General features: G+C 75.7%; 14 protein-coding genes. 9 read left to right on the top strand and 5 right to left on the bottom strand.

The window, feature by feature from the left end; genetic code table 11:
* The first annotated feature begins 48 nt into the window (after positions 1–48).
* Genes ACRYRX_RS10840 through ACRYRX_RS10830 form a run of 3 tightly spaced genes read left to right on the top strand, consistent with a single transcriptional unit; the run spans position 49 to position 3,397 of the window.
* Positions 49–834, top strand: coding sequence for a carotenoid biosynthesis protein (locus tag ACRYRX_RS10840; RefSeq protein ID WP_432511920.1), 786 nt, complete (start codon positions 49–51; stop codon positions 832–834).
* Positions 831–1,934, top strand: a complete 1,104-nt coding sequence (locus tag ACRYRX_RS10835; protein WP_432511918.1) for a glycosyltransferase family 2 protein — start codon at positions 831–833, stop codon at positions 1,932–1,934. Before ACRYRX_RS10840 ends, ACRYRX_RS10835 begins: the two co-directional genes overlap by 4 nt.
* Entirely contained in the window at positions 1,931–3,397 is a 1,467-nt protein-coding gene (locus tag ACRYRX_RS10830; protein WP_432511916.1) for a phytoene desaturase family protein, read from the top strand. Before ACRYRX_RS10835 ends, ACRYRX_RS10830 begins: the two co-directional genes overlap by 4 nt.
* On the opposite strand, the gene ACRYRX_RS10825 is transcribed toward ACRYRX_RS10830, so the two are convergent.
* Positions 3,394–4,038: a CDP-alcohol phosphatidyltransferase family protein gene (locus tag ACRYRX_RS10825; RefSeq protein ID WP_432512017.1), complete on the bottom strand. Its 645-nt coding sequence runs from the start codon at positions 4,036–4,038 to the stop codon at positions 3,394–3,396. The two genes, ACRYRX_RS10830 and ACRYRX_RS10825, sit on opposite strands and share 4 nt — an antisense overlap.
* Positions 4,039–4,138: 100 nt before the next feature.
* Between ACRYRX_RS10825 and ACRYRX_RS10820 the strand changes: the two genes are divergently transcribed.
* The 3 genes from ACRYRX_RS10820 to ACRYRX_RS10810 are packed head-to-tail and all read left to right on the top strand — an operon-like array spanning position 4,139 to position 7,760.
* Complete coding sequence (locus ACRYRX_RS10820; protein WP_432511914.1) at positions 4,139–5,248, top strand: polyprenyl synthetase family protein; 1,110 nt, start codon at positions 4,139–4,141, stop codon at positions 5,246–5,248.
* Entirely contained in the window at positions 5,245–6,792 is a 1,548-nt protein-coding gene (gene crtI, locus ACRYRX_RS10815) for a phytoene desaturase family protein (protein ID WP_432511913.1), read from the top strand. Before ACRYRX_RS10820 ends, crtI begins: the two co-directional genes overlap by 4 nt.
* Positions 6,777–7,760, top strand: a complete 984-nt coding sequence (locus ACRYRX_RS10810; RefSeq protein ID WP_432511911.1) for a phytoene/squalene synthase family protein — start codon at positions 6,777–6,779, stop codon at positions 7,758–7,760. Before crtI ends, ACRYRX_RS10810 begins: the two co-directional genes overlap by 16 nt.
* Before the next feature lie 34 nt (positions 7,761–7,794).
* Here the strand turns inward: ACRYRX_RS10810 and ACRYRX_RS10805 are convergent, their stop codons facing one another.
* On the bottom strand, positions 7,795–8,190 hold the full coding sequence (locus tag ACRYRX_RS10805; protein ID WP_432511910.1) for an Rv2175c family DNA-binding protein: 396 nt from the start codon (positions 8,188–8,190) through the stop codon (positions 7,795–7,797).
* 176 nt (positions 8,191–8,366) lie between these two features.
* Here ACRYRX_RS10805 and ACRYRX_RS10800 point away from each other — a divergent pair, with 176 nt between their 5' ends.
* Positions 8,367–9,479, top strand: a complete 1,113-nt coding sequence (locus ACRYRX_RS10800) for a lytic transglycosylase domain-containing protein (RefSeq protein ID WP_432511908.1) — start codon at positions 8,367–8,369, stop codon at positions 9,477–9,479.
* A gap of 32 nt (positions 9,480–9,511) precedes the next feature.
* Positions 9,512–11,398, top strand: coding sequence for a Stk1 family PASTA domain-containing Ser/Thr kinase (pknB, locus tag ACRYRX_RS10795; RefSeq protein WP_432511907.1), 1,887 nt, complete (start codon positions 9,512–9,514; stop codon positions 11,396–11,398).
* Between the two features lie 52 nt (positions 11,399–11,450).
* Here the strand turns inward: pknB and ACRYRX_RS10790 are convergent, their stop codons facing one another.
* The 3 genes from ACRYRX_RS10790 to ACRYRX_RS10780 form a co-directional block, all read right to left on the bottom strand.
* Positions 11,451–12,848, bottom strand: a complete 1,398-nt coding sequence (locus ACRYRX_RS10790) for a class II 3-deoxy-7-phosphoheptulonate synthase (RefSeq protein WP_432511905.1) — start codon at positions 12,846–12,848, stop codon at positions 11,451–11,453.
* Positions 12,849–12,890: 42 nt separating this feature from the next.
* Complete coding sequence (locus tag ACRYRX_RS10785) at positions 12,891–13,922, bottom strand: 6-phosphofructokinase (protein WP_432511903.1); 1,032 nt, start codon at positions 13,920–13,922, stop codon at positions 12,891–12,893.
* Positions 13,923–13,994: 72 nt separating this feature from the next.
* Positions 13,995–14,795 (bottom strand): lysophospholipid acyltransferase family protein, encoded by an 801-nt coding sequence (locus ACRYRX_RS10780; protein ID WP_432511901.1) that lies wholly within the window; start codon positions 14,793–14,795, stop codon positions 13,995–13,997.
* Positions 14,796–14,887: 92 nt separating this feature from the next.
* Here ACRYRX_RS10780 and ACRYRX_RS10775 point away from each other — a divergent pair, with 92 nt between their 5' ends.
* A complete protein-coding gene (locus tag ACRYRX_RS10775) occupies positions 14,888–15,514 on the top strand; it encodes a hypothetical protein (RefSeq protein WP_432511899.1) in 627 nt (208 codons plus the stop codon).
* The last annotated feature ends 11 nt before the right edge of the window (positions 15,515–15,525 follow it).

Below are 15,525 nucleotides of genomic sequence, written 5' to 3'. Positions count from 1 at the left end.
CCGGGCCCCGCGCGGCCGGTGTCGCAGCCCGTCCCTAGAGTGCTGGACGTGCCCTCCCCCCGCGCCCGAACGCTCACCGGAGTCCTGCCCGGCGCCCTCGCGGGAGGTGCCGTCCTGTCCCAGGTGGCCTACCCGCTGCTGCGCGGGGAGGCCCTGCGGCGCACCACCATCGGCTCGGTCGCGACCTTCGCCGCCGCTTCGGTCGCCGACGCGGCCCGGCGCGGTGGCCTGCGGGCGGCGGCGACGACGCTCGCGGTCGCCGGCGGCCTGGGGCTGGCCGCGGAGGCGGTCGGGACCCGCACGGGCCTGCCGTTCGGCCGGTACCGCTACGCCGGGACCCTCGGCCCGCAGGTCCTGGGCGTGCCCGTGGTGGTGCCGCTGGCCTGGACGATGCTCGCGCACCCCGCGGTCCGGCTGGGGCGGCACCTGGCCCGGGACCTGCCGGGCGCGCGGCGGGAGGTCGCCACCGTCTCGGCCGCCGCCTGGACGCTCGCCTCCTGGGACCTGTTCCTCGACCCGCAGATGACCGCCGCGGGGCACTGGGCCTTCGGGACGCCGCGACCGCACCTGCCGGGGGTGCCCGGGATCCCGCTGTCCAACTACGCGGGGTGGCTGCTGACCTCGGCCGTGATGTGCGCGGCCCTGCACCGGGTGCTGCCCGCCGAGCGCGCGACCCCGCAGACCGTGCCGGCGGCCCTGCTGGGCTGGACGTGGCTCGGGTCGACGCTGGCCAACGCCGTCTTCTTCCGCCGCCCCGCGGTGGCCGCCTACGGCGGGCTCGCCATGGGGCTGACGGTCCTGCCGTACCTGCGGTCGCTGCTGGCGGGCCGGTGAGGCCGCTGCGGGCCCTGACGTGGGCGGGGTCGGCGAGCGCGGTCGCGCTGACGGTCCACTCGCTGCTCAACGCGCGGGCCCTGCGGGTGCCCTCGCTGGACCCGCCGCCGGTCCCGGGCCGGGTGAGCGTCCTGGTGCCGGCCCGCGACGAGGAGGACGTGGTCCGGGAGTGCCTGACGTCGCTGCTGGACCAGGTGCAGCTGCCGGACTACGAGGTCCTCGTGCTGGACGACGACTCCACCGACCGGACCGCGGACGTCGTCGGGGCGGTCGCGGCCGGTGACCCGCGGGTGCGGTCGCTGCGCGGTGACGGTCCCCCGCCGGGCTGGCTGGGCAAGCCGTACGCCTGCCACCTGCTGGCGCAGCGGGCGCGCGGTGACGTGCTGGTCTTCGTGGACGCCGACGTGGTCCTGGCCCCGCACGCGGTGGCGGCGGCGGTTGAGCTGCTGCGGGGCGCGGGGCTGGACGTGGTGTGCCCGTACCCGCGGCAGCTGGCGCTGACCTGGAGCGAGCGCCTGGTCCAGCCGCTGCTGCAGTGGTCGTGGCTGACGACGTTGCCGCTGCGGCGGGCCGAGGTGTCCGCGCGGCCCTCGCTGGCGGCGGCCAACGGGCAGTTCCTCGTGGTGGACGCCGCGGCGTACCGCCGCGCCGGGGGGCACGAGGCGGTGCGGGGCGAGGTGCTGGAGGACCTGGCGCTGCTGCGGGCGGTGAAGGCCGCCGGGGGTCGCGGCGGGGTGGCCGACGGGACGGCGCTGGGGACGTGCCGGATGTACCGGGGGTGGGCCGAGCTGCGCGCGGGGTACGCCAAGTCGCTGTGGTCGGCCTTCGGCTCGCGGCCGGCGGCGGTCGCGGTCGGTGCGGGGCTGGCGGTGACGTACCTGCTGCCTCCGGTCGCGGCGCTGGGCGGTTCGCGCGCCGGCGCCGTCGGGTACCTCGCCGGGGTGGTCGGCCGGTACGCCGCCGCGGAGCGCACCGGGGGCCGGTCGCTGCCGGACGCGTTCGCGCACCCGGCCTCGGTCGCGGTGCTGCTGGGGCTGCTCGCCGACTCCTGGCGCCGCCGGGGCCGGGGCGGGCTGCGGTGGAAGGGACGGGCGCTGTGAGCCGCGTCGTCGTCGTCGGGGCGGGGTTCGGGGGGTTGTCGGCCGCGGCGCGGCTGGCGGCCCTGGGCCACGACGTCGAGGTGTTCGAGCAGGGTCCGGAGGTCGGCGGGAAGCTGGGCTGGTTCAGCCGGGACGGTTTCTCCTTCGACACCGGCCCGTCGCTGCTGACCCTGCCGGCGGTCCAGCGGGACCTGTTCCTGAAGACCGGCGCCCCGATCGAGGACGTCCTCGACGTGGTCCCGCTGGACCCGGTGGCGCACTACCGGTTCGGCGACGGTACGGAGCTCGACCTGCCCGGTGGTGGCCTGCCGGCGGTGGCGCGCGCCCTCGACGACGCCCTGGGCGCCGGGACGGGTGCGCAGTGGACGGCGTTCCAGCGGCGGGCGGCGCGGATCTGGGACGTGGCCCGCGAGCCGTTCCTGGAGTCGGCGCTGGAGGGCCCGCGGACGCTGCTGAGGCTGGCGCGCAACACCTCCGACCTGCGGACGGTGGCGCCCTGGGCGTCGTTGCGGGGCCTGGGGCGGACGTACCTGCACGACCCCCGGCTGCGGACGCTGCTGGACCGGTACGCGACGTACTCGGGGTCGCACCCGGCGAAGGCGCCGGCGGCGCTGGCGACCGTCCCGTTCGTGGAGCAGGCCTTCGGCGCCTGGTACGTGCGGGGCGGGCTGCACCTGCTGGCGCAGGCGGTCGCCGAGCGCGCGCGGGAGAACGGGGCCCGGATCCGGACGCACACCCCGGTCGCGAGGGTCCTGGAGTCCGGGGGGCGGGCGTCGGGGGTGGAGCTGGCCGACGGGACCCGGGTGCGGGCCGACGTGGTGGTCTCGGCGGTGGACGCGGCGGCGCTGTACGGCGACCTGCTCCCCCGGCCGCGGTCGCGGCCGCGCCGGCGGCTGCGGTCGTCGTCGGGTTTCGTCCTGCTGCTGGCGCTGGACGGCCGCACCCCGGGGTTGCGGCACCACACGGTGCTGTTCCCCGAGGACTACGACGCGGAGTTCGCCGACCTGGCCGCGGGCCGGCCGGTGGCGGACCCGACGGTGTACGTCAGCGCGCCCGACGACCCGGCGCTGCGGCCGGACGAGAACTGCGAGGCGTGGTTCGTCCTGGTCAACGCCCCCGTCCACGACCCCGGCCACGGGACGGACTGGCGGGACGGGGAGCTCGTGGCCCGGCACACCGAGCTGGTGCTCGCGACGATGGCCCGCCGCGGCCTGGACGTGCGGGACCGGTTGCGCTGGAGCGAGGTCCGCACGCCCGCGGACCTGGCCGACCGGACCGGCAGCGACGGCGGGGCGATCTACGGCACCGCCAGCAACGGGCCGCGGTCGGCGTTCCTGCGACCGGCGAACCGCTCCCCCGTGCCCGGCCTGTTCCTGGTCGGCGGCACGGCGCACCCGGGTGGGGGGCTGCCGCTGGTGGGTCTGTCGGCCCGCATCGTCACGGACCTGATCGGGAAGGCCTAGAGCCGGCGCCCGACGGCGGCGGTGACCTGCACGAACCCGATGACCCCGAGCACGGCCCACACCCCGGCGCCGAGGGTGGCCCAGTCGAGCCAGACGACGATCGCGGTGGCGATGGCGCTGCTGGCGGTGATCGCCAGCCGCACGGGCCGTTCGGCGACGGACACGATCGCCACGTCGTCGACGCCGAGGCCCTGGCCCCGGGCGCGCACGTACTCCTGCAGCTGGGCGAGGCCACCGGCGAGCAGGACCAGCCAGGCCGGGGCCCCGCAGGCCCACAGGACCACGGCGCAGGCGGCGTCGCCGACGCGGTCGAACGTGGCGTCGAGCAGGGCGCCGCGCCGGGAGGTGCGGTCGGTCATGACGGCGACGGCCCCGTCGAGGTTGTCGAAGACCCCCGCCGCGGCGAGCAGCACCCCCGCGGCGACCGCGGCGGCCCCGCCCGGGCCGCCGACGACGGCGAGCAGCGCGGCGACCGCGGCGAGCAGCGCCCCGGCGAGGGTGATCGCGGCGGGCGGGACGCCCGCGCCCGCCAGCGGCCGCGCGAGCGCGTGCGCGCCGCTGAGCCAGCCGCGCACGAGCGCGTTGGTGTGCGCGCCGCCGTGCAGCGCGCTCCAGCGCCGCAGGTACGCCTCCCGGTCCATCGCCACGACGCCCACGGTAGGGCCCACCTCTCCGTGATCTGCGTGTGACCAGCGGCGACGTCCACTCGCCTGCCCGGGGGGTGGTGCCTAGAGTGCCCCTGTGCCGCCCCCCTCCAGCACCCACCAGCCCGACCAGAAGCGTCTGAGCGACGACCTGCGGTCCGCCGTGTCCACCGTCCTCGGGGACTTCCTGCACGACCAGAGCGCGGTCCTGCGCGAGGTGAGCGTCGACTGCGCACCCGTGCTGGACGCGATCGCGGCGCTGCTCGCCGGTGGCAAGCGGCTGCGGCCGGCGTTCTGCTACTGGGGCTTCCACGGGACCGGGGACGGGCTGTCCGACGACGGGATCGTGACCGCCGCGGCGGCGCTGGAGCTGTTCCAGGCGGCCGCGCTCATCCACGACGACGTGATGGACGACTCCGACACCCGGCGCGGCCAGCCCGCGGTGCACCGCCGGTTCGAGGCGCTGCACCGCGAGACGGGCTGGGACGGCAGCAGCACCCGCTTCGGCCTGGCCGGAGCGGTCCTGGCCGGGGACCTGTGCCTGGGCTGGAGCGACGAGCTGTTCTCCCGCAGCCGGTTGCCCGCCGACGCGATGGCCCGCGGTCGGCAGGTCTTCAACACCATGCGCACCCAGCTCATGGGCGGGCAGTACCTCGACATGCTGGAGCAGGCCTCCTCGACCCAGCGGGGCGCGGCCGGGGCCGTGGACCGCGCGCGGCGCGTCCTGACGTTCAAGAGCGCGAAGTACTCGATCGAGCACCCGCTGCTGCTCGGCGGCTCGCTCGCGGGGGCCTCGACCGACCTGCTCGCCGACTACTCGCGGTTCGGCCTCGCCCTCGGGGAGGCGTTCCAGCTGCGCGACGACGTGCTGGGGGTGTTCGGCGACCCGGCCGAGACCGGCAAACCGGCGGGCGACGACCTGCGCGAGGGGAAGCGGACGGTCCTGGTCGGTCTCGCGGTGCAGAACGCGACCCCGGCCCAGGCCGCCGAGGTGGGACGGCTGCTCGGTGCGCCGGACCTCGACGCCGAGGGCGTGCAGACCCTGCGGACCATCTTGACGGACACCGGCGCCCTCGCCGGGGTGGAGGAGCTCATCGTGCAGCAGGTGGACGTGGCGTGCGCCACGCTCGACGCGGCGGAACTGACCACGACCGCTCGCGCGGCCCTGCACGAACTCGTCGTCGCCGCGACGAGCCGACGCTCGTGAGCGCGCTGGCGCGGACCCTGGACTGGCTGCCGGGCCGCACCCGGCACGTCGCGGGGCCGACGCAGGACGTCGTCGTGGTGGGCGCCGGGCTCGCGGGCCTGTCGGCGGCGATGCGGCTGGCCGGGGCCGGGCGCACGGTGACCGTCCTGGAGCGCGAGGACGTCCCGGGCGGGCGGGCGGGGCTGGTCGTCAAGGACGGGTACCGCTTCGACACGGGGCCGACCGTGCTGACGATGCCGGACCTCATCGCCGACTGCTTCGACGCCCTCGGCGAGGACATGCACGACTGGCTGGACCTGCACCCGGTCGACCCGCTGTACCGCGGGAACTTCGCCGACGGCACCAGCCTGCACGTGTCCGCCGACGTCGAGCGCACCGCCGAGGCGATCGGCGACCTCTGCGGGGCGGGCGAGGCGGACGGGTACCGGCGGTTCGTCGAGCACGTCGGGAACCTCTACCGGTACGAGATCCGCGACTTCATCGACTCCAACATCGACACCCCGCTGGACCTGCTCAAGCCGAACCTGGTGCGGCTGCTGGCCGCGGGCGGTTTCAAGAAGATGGCCCCGGAGGTGGGCCGGTTCCTCAAGGACCCGCGCACGCAGCGGATGTTCTCCTTCCAGGCGCTGTACGCGGGCCTGTCGCCGTACGACGCGCTCGCCCTGTACGCCGTCATCGCGTACATGGACTCCGTCGCGGGGGTGTTCTTCCCGAAGGGCGGGATGCACGCGCTGCCGACGGCGATGGCCGCGGCGGCCGAGAAGCACGGCGTGCAGTTCCACTACGGCACGACCGTCGACGGGGTGGAGCTGTCCGGCGGGCGCGCCCGCGCGGTGACCACGACCGACGGGCGCCGGTTCGCGGCCGACGTCGTCGTGCTGAACCCGGACCTGCCGGTGGCCCGCACCGAGCTCCTGGGCGCCCCGGTGCGCCGCTCGCTGTCCTACTCCCCCAGCTGCTACCTGCTGCTGGCCGGGTCGAGCAACGACTACCCCGACCCGGTCCACCACTCGATCCACTTCGGGTCGGCGTGGAAGGAGGTGTTCGCCGAGCTGCTCGACGGCCGGCTCATGAGCGACCCGTCGGTGCTGGTGTCCCGCCCCACGGTGTCGGACCCGTCGCTGGCCCCGGCGGGCAAGCACGTCTACTACGTGCTGTTCCCGACGCCGTCCCTGTCGGCCGGCAGCTCGCGGATCGACTGGGACCGGCTGGCGCCGCGCTACCGCGAGCACGTCATGGAGGTCGTGGCCGAGCGCGGGTACCCGGGTTTCGCCGAGGGGATCGAGGTCGAGGACGTCACCACCCCGGCGGACTGGGAGCGGCGCGGCATGGCCGACGGCGCGCCGTTCGCGGCGTCGCACTCCTTCCGGCAGACCGGCCCGTTCCGGCCGGGGAACCTGTGGGGCGAGAACGTGGTGTTCACCGGTTCGGGGACCCAGCCGGGGGTCGGGGTGCCGATGGTGCTCGTCTCGGGGCGGCTGGCCGCCGAGCGCGTGACCGGTCGCGACCGGGGGTACCGTTCGCGCGCATGGCGCAGTTCGTGACCCCCACCGCACGCCTGCCGCGCAGCAGCGCGGCCTGCCTGGACGCCGCCGCGGAGCACGACCCCGCGTTGCGCGACCCGCAGCTGCGGGCGGCGTTCGAGGCGTGCCGGGTGCTGCACGCCGAGCACGGCAAGACGTACTACCTCGCGACGCTGCTGCTGCCCCCGGCGAAGCGGCCGTACGTGTGGGCGCTGTACGGGTTCGCGCGGTACGCCGACGAGTTCGTCGACTCCCTCACCGACCCCGACCCCGACGCCCTCGTGGCCTGGTCGGACGACTTCCTGAAGTCGCTGGACCACGGCGAGCCGTCCGAGCCCGTCGGGCGCGCGATGGCCGCCACGATGCGCCGCTGGGACCTGCCCCGCGAGCACGTCGAGGCGTTCCTGGACTCGATGCGGATGGACATCACCGAGACCGGGTACGCGACGTACGACGACCTGCGCCGGTACGTCTACGGCTCGGCCGCGGTGATCGGACTGCAGATGCTGCCGATCCTGGAACCGCTGACCCCGGACGCGGCCGCCCGCGCGCAGGCGCTGGGCGAGGCGTTCCAGCTGACGAACTTCGTCCGGGACGTCGGTGAGGACCTCGACCGGGGCCGGGTGTACTTCCCGGCCGAGGACCTCGACCGCTTCGGGCTGACCCGCGAGGACCTGTTCGCGGCGCGCGCGGCCGGGCGCACCCCCGGGCCGGTGCGGGAGCTGCTCGCGCACGAGGCCCAGCGGACCCGGGAGCTGTACGCGTTCGCCGAACCGGGCCTGTCGATGGTGCACCCCACGAGCCGGGACTGCCTGCGCACGGCGTACCTGCTGTACGGCGGCATCCTCGACGAGGTCGAGGCCGCCGGGTACGACGTCCTGGGCCGCCGGGTGCGGGTGGGGCTGCCGCGACGGCTCGCGGTCGCCGTGCCCGGCCTCGTGCGGGCCCGGCGGGCCCGGGCCGCCGAGGCCCGGTGGCGGACCCGCTGACCCCGTGGCCGCGGGCCCGCCCCCGGCGGGCGCCTCAGAAGCTGGAGGCCTGCGCCCGCCGGCGCACCTCGGTCTTGCGGTTCGCGCGCAGCGCGTCCAGCGGGGTGCCGGGCAGCGTGTCGTCGGGCGTGTGCAGCCACGCCAGCGCCTCGACGTCGGAGTAGCCGGAGTCGGCCAGGACGGACAGGGTGCCCTTGAGGTGGTGCAGGGGCCCCTCGGCCGTCACGAACCCCGCGGGCACGCTCGCCACGGCGCGCTCGCCGCGACGCACGGCCACGATCTCGCGCTCCTGCAACCAGCGGCGGACCTCGCGCTGGTCGCGGCCGGTGACCTCGGCGACGTCGGGGACCGTCAGCCACTCGGGGACGAGGGCGTCGAGGTCGTCGGTGCCCGTCTCGCGGGCGATCTCTGCTCTCAGCGGTGCAACCACGGGACCAGTCTGCCGTGCGGACGCTCCGACGACATGCCCGCCCACCTCCCACGGTGCGCACGGTCGGTCCAGCATCGTGGAAGGTGGACCCCGGGACCGGTCCGGTAGGTTCACGACGACCCCACCGGTCGCTCCAGCCCCACCCGCCCCACCCGTCACGACCTGCGAGGGATGCCATGGCCGACGAGACCACTGACAAGCCGAGCTCGACGTCGCGACGCGGTCGCTGGCTCACCGCCGCCCTCGTCGGCGCCGCCGCCCCCACCGCCCTGCTCCCCGCCGCCCACGCCGCGGCCGCGACGGGCGAGACCGTCGTCACGGTCCGCGCGGGGGACACCGTCGGCGCGATCGCCGCCGCCCACGGGACCACCACCGAAGCGGTCGTGGAGGCCAACGGCCTCGACGCGGACGCGTTCGTCGTCGAGGGCCAGCAGCTGCGCGTCCCCGGCCCCGGCAGCGGCGCGACCGGCACCGGCGGCACCCACACCGTCCGCGACGGCGACACGCTGTCGCACATCGCCGCGGCCAACGGCACCACGGTGGGCGCCCTGCGCGAGGCCAACGGGCTCAGCGCCGAGGGGTTCATCCGCGCCGGGCAGGTCCTGACGCTGCCCGGCGGCACCGCCCCCGCGACGAGCACCCCCGCGGTCACGGGCTCGGGCACCTACACGGTGCGCGCCGGTGACACGCTGTCCCACATCTCCCTGGCCACCGGCACCAGCGTCGAGGACCTCGTCGAGCTCAACGACCTCGACGGCACCGGCTTCATCGTCGAGGGGCAGACCCTGCGGACCGGCGGCCCGGCCCCGGTGCAGCAGCCCGCCGCACCGGCCACGCAGGCCCCGACCGTCTCGGACGCCGTGGCCGCCAACCGGGCCCGGATCCGGGCCAGCAAGCAGCCCGGCAAGGCCGAGATGCGCGAGATCATCCGCTCGACGGCCGTGCGGCTCGGGGTGGACCCCTCCCTGGCGCTGGCCATCGGCATGCAGGAGTCGGGCTTCCAGATGAAGGTCGTCTCGCACGCCAACGCCATCGGCGCGATGCAGGTCATCCCCAGCTCCGGGCAGTGGGCCTCGGACCTGCTCGGCGAGCCCGTCGACCTGTTCGACGCGCACGACAACGCCAAGGCCGGCGTGGTGATCCTGCGCACCCTGGTCGCGAACAACCCCCCGGACATCGCGATCGCCTCCTACTACCAGGGGCAGGCCTCGGTCCGCTCGCGCGGGATGTACGACGACACGCGGCGCTACGTCGCGAACGTGCAGACCCTGCAGGCGCGCTTCAGCTGAGCCGGCCGGGAGCCGACCTAGACTCGCTGACCGTGGACGCGACCCTCTCCGACCCGCTCGTCGGACGACTCCTGGACGGGCGCTACCGCGTGCTGGGGCGCGTCGGGCGCGGGGGCATGGGCGTCGTCTACCGCGCCGAGGACGAGCGGCTGGACCGGGCCGTGGCCCTGAAGGTGCTGCGGGCCGACCTCGCGCACGACCCGGTGGCCCGGTCCCGCTTCGTGCGCGAGGCCAAGTCCGCGGCGCGCCTGGCCCACCCCGGGGTCGTGGCCGTCCTGGACCAGGGCGTCGACCACGACGGCGGCACCGAGACGGCGTACCTCGTCATGGAGCTCGTCGACGGCCGCACGCTGCGCGACGTCGTCCTCGACGAGGGGGCCCTGACCCCCGGTGAGGCGCTGAGCGTCACCGCCGACGTCCTCGACGCGCTCGCCGAGGCGCACCGCAAGGGCGTCCTGCACCGCGACGTGAAGACCGCGAACGTCCTCGTCGCCCACGACGGCCGGGTCAAGGTCGCCGACTTCGGGCTGGCCCGGGCCGCCTCCGCGAGCGGGCAGAGCACCACGGTCGGCATGGGCGACCTCATGGGCACCGCGGAGTACCTCGCCCCCGAGCAGCTCGAAGCGGGCGAGCCGGACGCCCGCAGCGACGTCTACGGCGTCGGCGTGATGCTCTTCGAGATGCTCACCGGCGCCCCGCCGTTCACCGGCGACAGCCCCTTCACCATCGCCTACAAGCACGTCCACGAGGCGGTCCCGCCGCCGTCGACGAAGGTCCCCGGGCTGCCGGCGGCCCTGGACGCCCTCGTCCTGGACGCCCTGGCCAAGGACCCCGACGAACGCCCCGCCGACGCCGGGGAGATGCTCGAGCAGCTGCGCGCGGTCCGCGCCTCGCTCACCCCGCAGCAGCTGGCGACCCGCGCCGCACGGCCCGCGGCGCCCGCGGCCCCGGGCAGCACGACGCGCCTGGGCGCGGTCGCGGCGCCCGGCACCGCCGAGGCGGCCCCCGCCGGGGAACCGCCGCAGGAGGGCCGACGCTCCCGCCGCGGGCTGCTCGTCGGTCTCGTGCTCCTCGTCGTCGCGGTCGCCGCCGGGATCTCCTGGTACTTCCTGGCCGGCCCCGGCGCGTACACGACGACCCCGCCGGTGGCCGGCAAGTCCCCGCAGGACGCGGCCGCGGCCCTGCAGGCCGAGGGTCTGGCCGTCGAGGAGCAGCAGGGCTTCAGCGACGACGTCCCCGCCGGCCTCGTGGTCTCCAGCGACCCCGGCGACGGGCAACGGGTCCGCAAGGACGGCACCGTGACGATCGTCGTCAGCCGCGGCGTCGAGCAGTTCGCCGTCCCCGACGTCGTGAACGCACCCAGGGCCGAGGCCGAGACCGAGATCACCACCACCGGCCTCGCCGTCGGCGCCGTCACCGAGGAGTTCCACGAGGAGGTCCCCGAGGGTGCGGTCATCCGCACCGACCCGCAGGTGGGGACGGTGATCAGGCACGACAGCCCGGTGGCCCTCGTGGTCTCCCGGGGCCGGCAGCCGATCGAGGTCCCCGGCGTCGTCGGGCAGACCCAGGACGCCGCGACGAAGGCGATCACCGACGTCGGGCTCGCCGTCGGCGAGGTCGAGCAGCAGATCAGCGAGACCGTGCCGAAGGGGCAGGTCGTCTCCCAGACCCCCGACGACGGGACGCTGTTCCGCGGGGACGCCGTCTCCCTCGTCGTCTCCTCCGGCCCGCCGCTGGTGCAGGTGCCGCAGGTGCAGGGCAAGAACGTCGACGCGGCCCGTCAGCAGCTCCAGGGGCTCGGCTTCGCGGTGAAGGTCGAGAACGTCCTCGGCGGCATCTTCGGGACCGTCCGCGACAGCGACCCCGCCGCGGGGCAGTCGATCCCCAAGGGGTCGACGATCACCCTCACCGTCGTCTGAGGACGCGCGAAGGGCCCGGCCCCGCAGGGGGCCGGGCCCTTCGCCGTGCTCGTCAGCGGTTCGCGAGCATCTCCGCGGCCAGGAACGCCAGCTCCAGGGACTGCTGGTGGTTCAGCCGCGGGTCGCACAGCGACTCGTAGCGGGTCGCGAGCGCCGCGTCGTCGATGTCCATGGCCCCGCCCAGGCACTCGGTCACGTCGTCCCCGGTCAGCTCGACGTGCAGGCCGCCGGGCACGGTGCCGAGGGAGTGGTGGACCTCGAAGAACCCGCGGACCTCGTCCACGACGTCGTCGAACCGGCGGGTCTTGTACCCGGTGGTCGAGGTGATCGTGTTGCCGTGCATCGGGTCGCACACCCAGGTGACCTGGGCGCCGGACTTCGTGACGCCGTCGACGAGCGCGGGCAGCGCCTCGCGGATCACCGAGGCGCCCATGCGGGTGATGAACGTCAGCCGGCCCGGCTCGCGGTACGGGTCGACCTTGTCGATGAGCGCGAGCGCGTCGTCGACGGACGTCTTCGGGCCCAGCTTGATCCCGATGGGGTTGCGGATCTTGGACGCGAAGTCGATGTGCGCACCGTCGAGCTGACGGGTCCGCTCCCCGATCCACACCATGTGCGCGGCCACGTCGTACGGGCCGCCCTGGCGCGCGTCGCCGCCGACGGGGCCGCTCAGCGGCGGTTCCTCGTCGAGGGTGCGGGTCAGCGGGCGCTCGTAGTCGAGCAGCAGGGCCTCGTGGCTGGACCAGAAGTCGACCGTCTGCAGCGCGTCGAAGTCGGCACCGCAGGCGATCATGAACTTCATCGCCTTGTCGATGTCCCGGGCCAGCGCCTCGTACCGCGCGTTGGCGGCCGTGGCGGCGAAGCCGCGGTTCCACTCGTGCACCTTGCGCAGGTCGGCGTAGCCACCGGTCGTGAACGCCCGGATGAGGTTCAGCGTCGCCGAGGACGTGTGGTAGGCCCGCAGCAGCCGCTGCGGGTCCGGGGTGCGGGACTCGGGCGTGAACGCGAAGTCGTTGACGGCGTCGCCGCGGTAGGCCGGCAGCGTCACCCCGTCGCGGGTCTCGTCGTTGGAGGACCGCGGCTTGGAGAACTGCCCGGCCATCCGGCCGACCTTCACCACCGGCAGGGAGGCGCCGTAGGTGAGGACCGCGGACATCTGCAGCATGGTCTTGAGCCGGCGGCGGATGCCGTCGGCCGTCGCGCCGGCGAACGTCTCGGCGCAGTCCCCGCCCTGGAGCAGGAACGCCTCGCCGCGGGCGGCCTTGGCCAGCTGCGCGCGCAGCTGGTCGGCCTCCCCGGCGAACACCAGGGGCGGATACGACGCGAGCTCCGCCTGCACCTCGGCCAGCGCGGCGGCGTCCGGCCACTGGGGCTGCTGCGCGGCGGGGAGGTCGGGCCACGTCGTGCTGGACGTGACCGACGACGGCGTGCTCGTCGTGGGAGTGCTCACACGGGCCAGTGTCGCACTCCCGGCACCCTCAGGAGGCCACCCTCACCAGAGCAGGCCGGCCGTCTCCGCCCGCCGGTGGGGCGGCACGGTGCGCAGGACACCGGTCGCGTCGGCCAGCGGGACCTGCGTGACGTCGAGGCCGTGCAGGGAGGCCATGGTCCCGAAGTCCCCGGCGGCGAGGGCCTCGACGGCGCTCAGCCCGAACCGGGTCGCCAGGATCCGGTCCGCCGCCGAGGGCGTGCCCCCGCGCAGCAGGTGCCCCAGCACGGTCACCCGCGTCGACAGCCCCGGGACGCGGGCGGTGATCTCGTGCTCCAGGGCGTCTCCGGCGCCCCCGAGCTGGACGTGCCCGAAGGCGTCGCGGGGGGCGTTCCGGACCGCCTCCGCGCCGTGGACCCTGGCGCCCTCGCTGACGACGACCAGCGGGGCCTGGCCGCGGTCCCGGACCGCCCGGACGGTCTCCGCCACCGCGTCGAGGTCGACGTCCTCCTCGGGCAGCAGCGTGACGTGCGCCCCGGCCGCCATGCCGGTGTGCAGGGCGATCCACCCCGCGTGCCGGCCCATCACCTCGACGATCATCGCGCGGTGGTGGCTGGCGCCCGTCGTCGCGAGCCGGTCGCAGGCGTCGACGGCGGTCTGGACGGCCGTGTCGAAGCCGAACGTCGCGTCGGTCGCGGACAGGTCGTCGTCGATGGTCTTGGGCGCCCCCACCACCGGCACCCCCGCCCCGTGCAGGGCCGTCGCGACCCCCAGGGTGTCCTCGCCCCCGATGACCAGCAGCGCGTCGACGCCCAGCGCGGTCAGCTGCTTGCGGACCCGCGCGACGCCCTCGTCGACGCCGTCGGCCAGCGGGTTGGTCCGGGAGGACCCCAGGATCGTGCCGCCGACGGTCAGCAGCGGCCGGACGACCGCCTCGTCGAGGGGGGTGGTGTCCCCCTCGAGGACCCCGCGCCAGCCGTCGAGGAACCCGACGAACTCCATGCCGTGCCGTTGCGTCCCGGCCAGCACCGCCGCCCGGATCACCGCGTTCAGACCGGGGCAGTCGCCGCCCCCGGTGAGGATCCCGACCCGCATGCCCGTTCCCCCGCTCCCCGGCGCCGTCGCCGACGTGCCCGTCAGGTACGCCCCCAGCCTGCCACCGCGCGATCAGCCGTGCGCGTCGTCCGGGCCCGGCGCGTCGCGGTCGGGGGCGGCGCGTCCGCCGGGACCGCCGGCGGAGGTGCTCGGCGGTTCGGGGACGCCGGTGCTCCTGGACAGCTCCGACCGCAGCTCGCTGCGCTCGGCGTACACGTCGACGTACTCCTGCCGGGACAGCTGCTGGATCGCGGCCATCACCTCGTCGGTCACGGAGCGGACGACGAACTGGTCGTCCTCGCGGCCGGCGTAGCGGGAGAAGTCGAGCGGCTCGCCGATGACGACACCGACCCGGCGCACCCGGGGCAGCAGCCGCCCCGACGGCAGCAGGTCCTCGGTGCCGATCATCGCGACGGGGACGACGGGCGCGCCGGACCGCAGCGCGATCCGCGCGACGCCGGTGCGGCCCCGGTGCAGCCGGCCGTCCCGCGAGCGGGTCCCCTCGGGGTAGATGCCGAACAGCTCCCCGTCCCGCAGGACCTGCACCGCGCTGTCGATGGCCGCCGAGGACGCCCGCCCCCCGGAGCGGTCCACGGGCAGCTGCCCGATGCCGTGCATGAGCCCCGCGGTCAGCCGGCCGCGCACCCCCTTGCCGCGGAACAGGTCCGCCTTGGCGATGAAGGTGACGCGGCGCCGGACGACGGTGGGCAGCAGCACCGTGTCGGCCGCCGAGAGGTGGTTGCTGGCCAGGATCGCCGGGCCGGTGGCGGGGACGTTCTCCAGCCCGCGGACCCAGGGCCGGAACACCGCGGTGACCAGCGGCTCGGCGACGAGCAGCTTGATCGGCCAGTACAGGACCGGGAAGCGGGGCACCGGTGGAACGCTACCGGCGGGCGTGCCCGCCGCGCCGCACTCCGCGACGCCCAGACCTCGACCGGTCCGCCCCCGGCGTGCCACGATGAAGCGTGCCCCCCACCCCGGACGACGGTTCCGGTCCCCTCGACGTCGACGCGGCGTTCGCCGAGATCGTCGCGCGCTGGGGCGAGGACCCGGTCGAACCGGACCGTGCCCGGCACGACGGCGCGGACCCCGGGGCCGAGGACGCGGACGACGTCCGCGACGAGGCCCAGGACGAGGCGGTGGACGAGGGGGACCGCTCGCCCCGGCACCTCGCCGGCGACGGCACCGACGCCGGCACCGACGACGGCACCGACGAGCCGGAGGACCGGGCGCGGCTGATCCGCCCCGCCGCTCCGGCGGACCCGGGGTCCACCGGGGACGTCCCGGACCCCGACTGGTTCGCCACCCCCCGCCGGCCCGACGAGGACCCGCCGGAACTGCGTGCGCTGGCCGACGAGGGTTTCGTCCCGGCCGACCCCGCACCCCTGCCGCGCGACGTCGTCGGGTGGGCCGCGTGGGTCGCCGTGGTCGGCGCGCCGCTGTTCCTGCTCGTCGTCGCGCTGGGCTGGGACGACGTCCCCCAGCTGATGACCGCGATCACGGCCGGGGTGTTCGTGGCCGGTTTCGCGACCCTGGTGATCCGGCTGCCCAGCCACCGCGACGACGACGATGACGACGGGGCCGTCGTCTGACCCCTGCCGCT

Origin of the sequence: Kineococcus lubricus (assembly GCF_050871965.1) — a bacterium.
GTDB lineage: Bacteria > Actinomycetota > Actinomycetes > Actinomycetales > Kineococcaceae > Kineococcus.
Note: the sequence above shows the minus strand (reverse complement) of the source record. Positions and strands in the feature narration are given on the sequence as shown.

What these genes read in the sequence shown, in the direction of transcription:
- ACRYRX_RS10825 (WP_432512017.1), bottom strand. Translation starts at nt 4,038, where the DNA reads ATGGACCGGGAGGCGTACCTGCGGCGCTGGAGCGCGCTGCACGGCGGC.
- ACRYRX_RS10810 (WP_432511911.1), top strand. Translation starts at nt 6,777, where the DNA reads ATGGCGCAGTTCGTGACCCCCACCGCACGCCTGCCGCGCAGCAGCGCG.
- ACRYRX_RS10800 (WP_432511908.1), top strand. Translation starts at nt 8,367, where the DNA reads ATGGCCGACGAGACCACTGACAAGCCGAGCTCGACGTCGCGACGCGGT.
- ACRYRX_RS10785 (WP_432511903.1), bottom strand. Translation starts at nt 13,922, where the DNA reads ATGCGGGTCGGGATCCTCACCGGGGGCGGCGACTGCCCCGGTCTGAAC.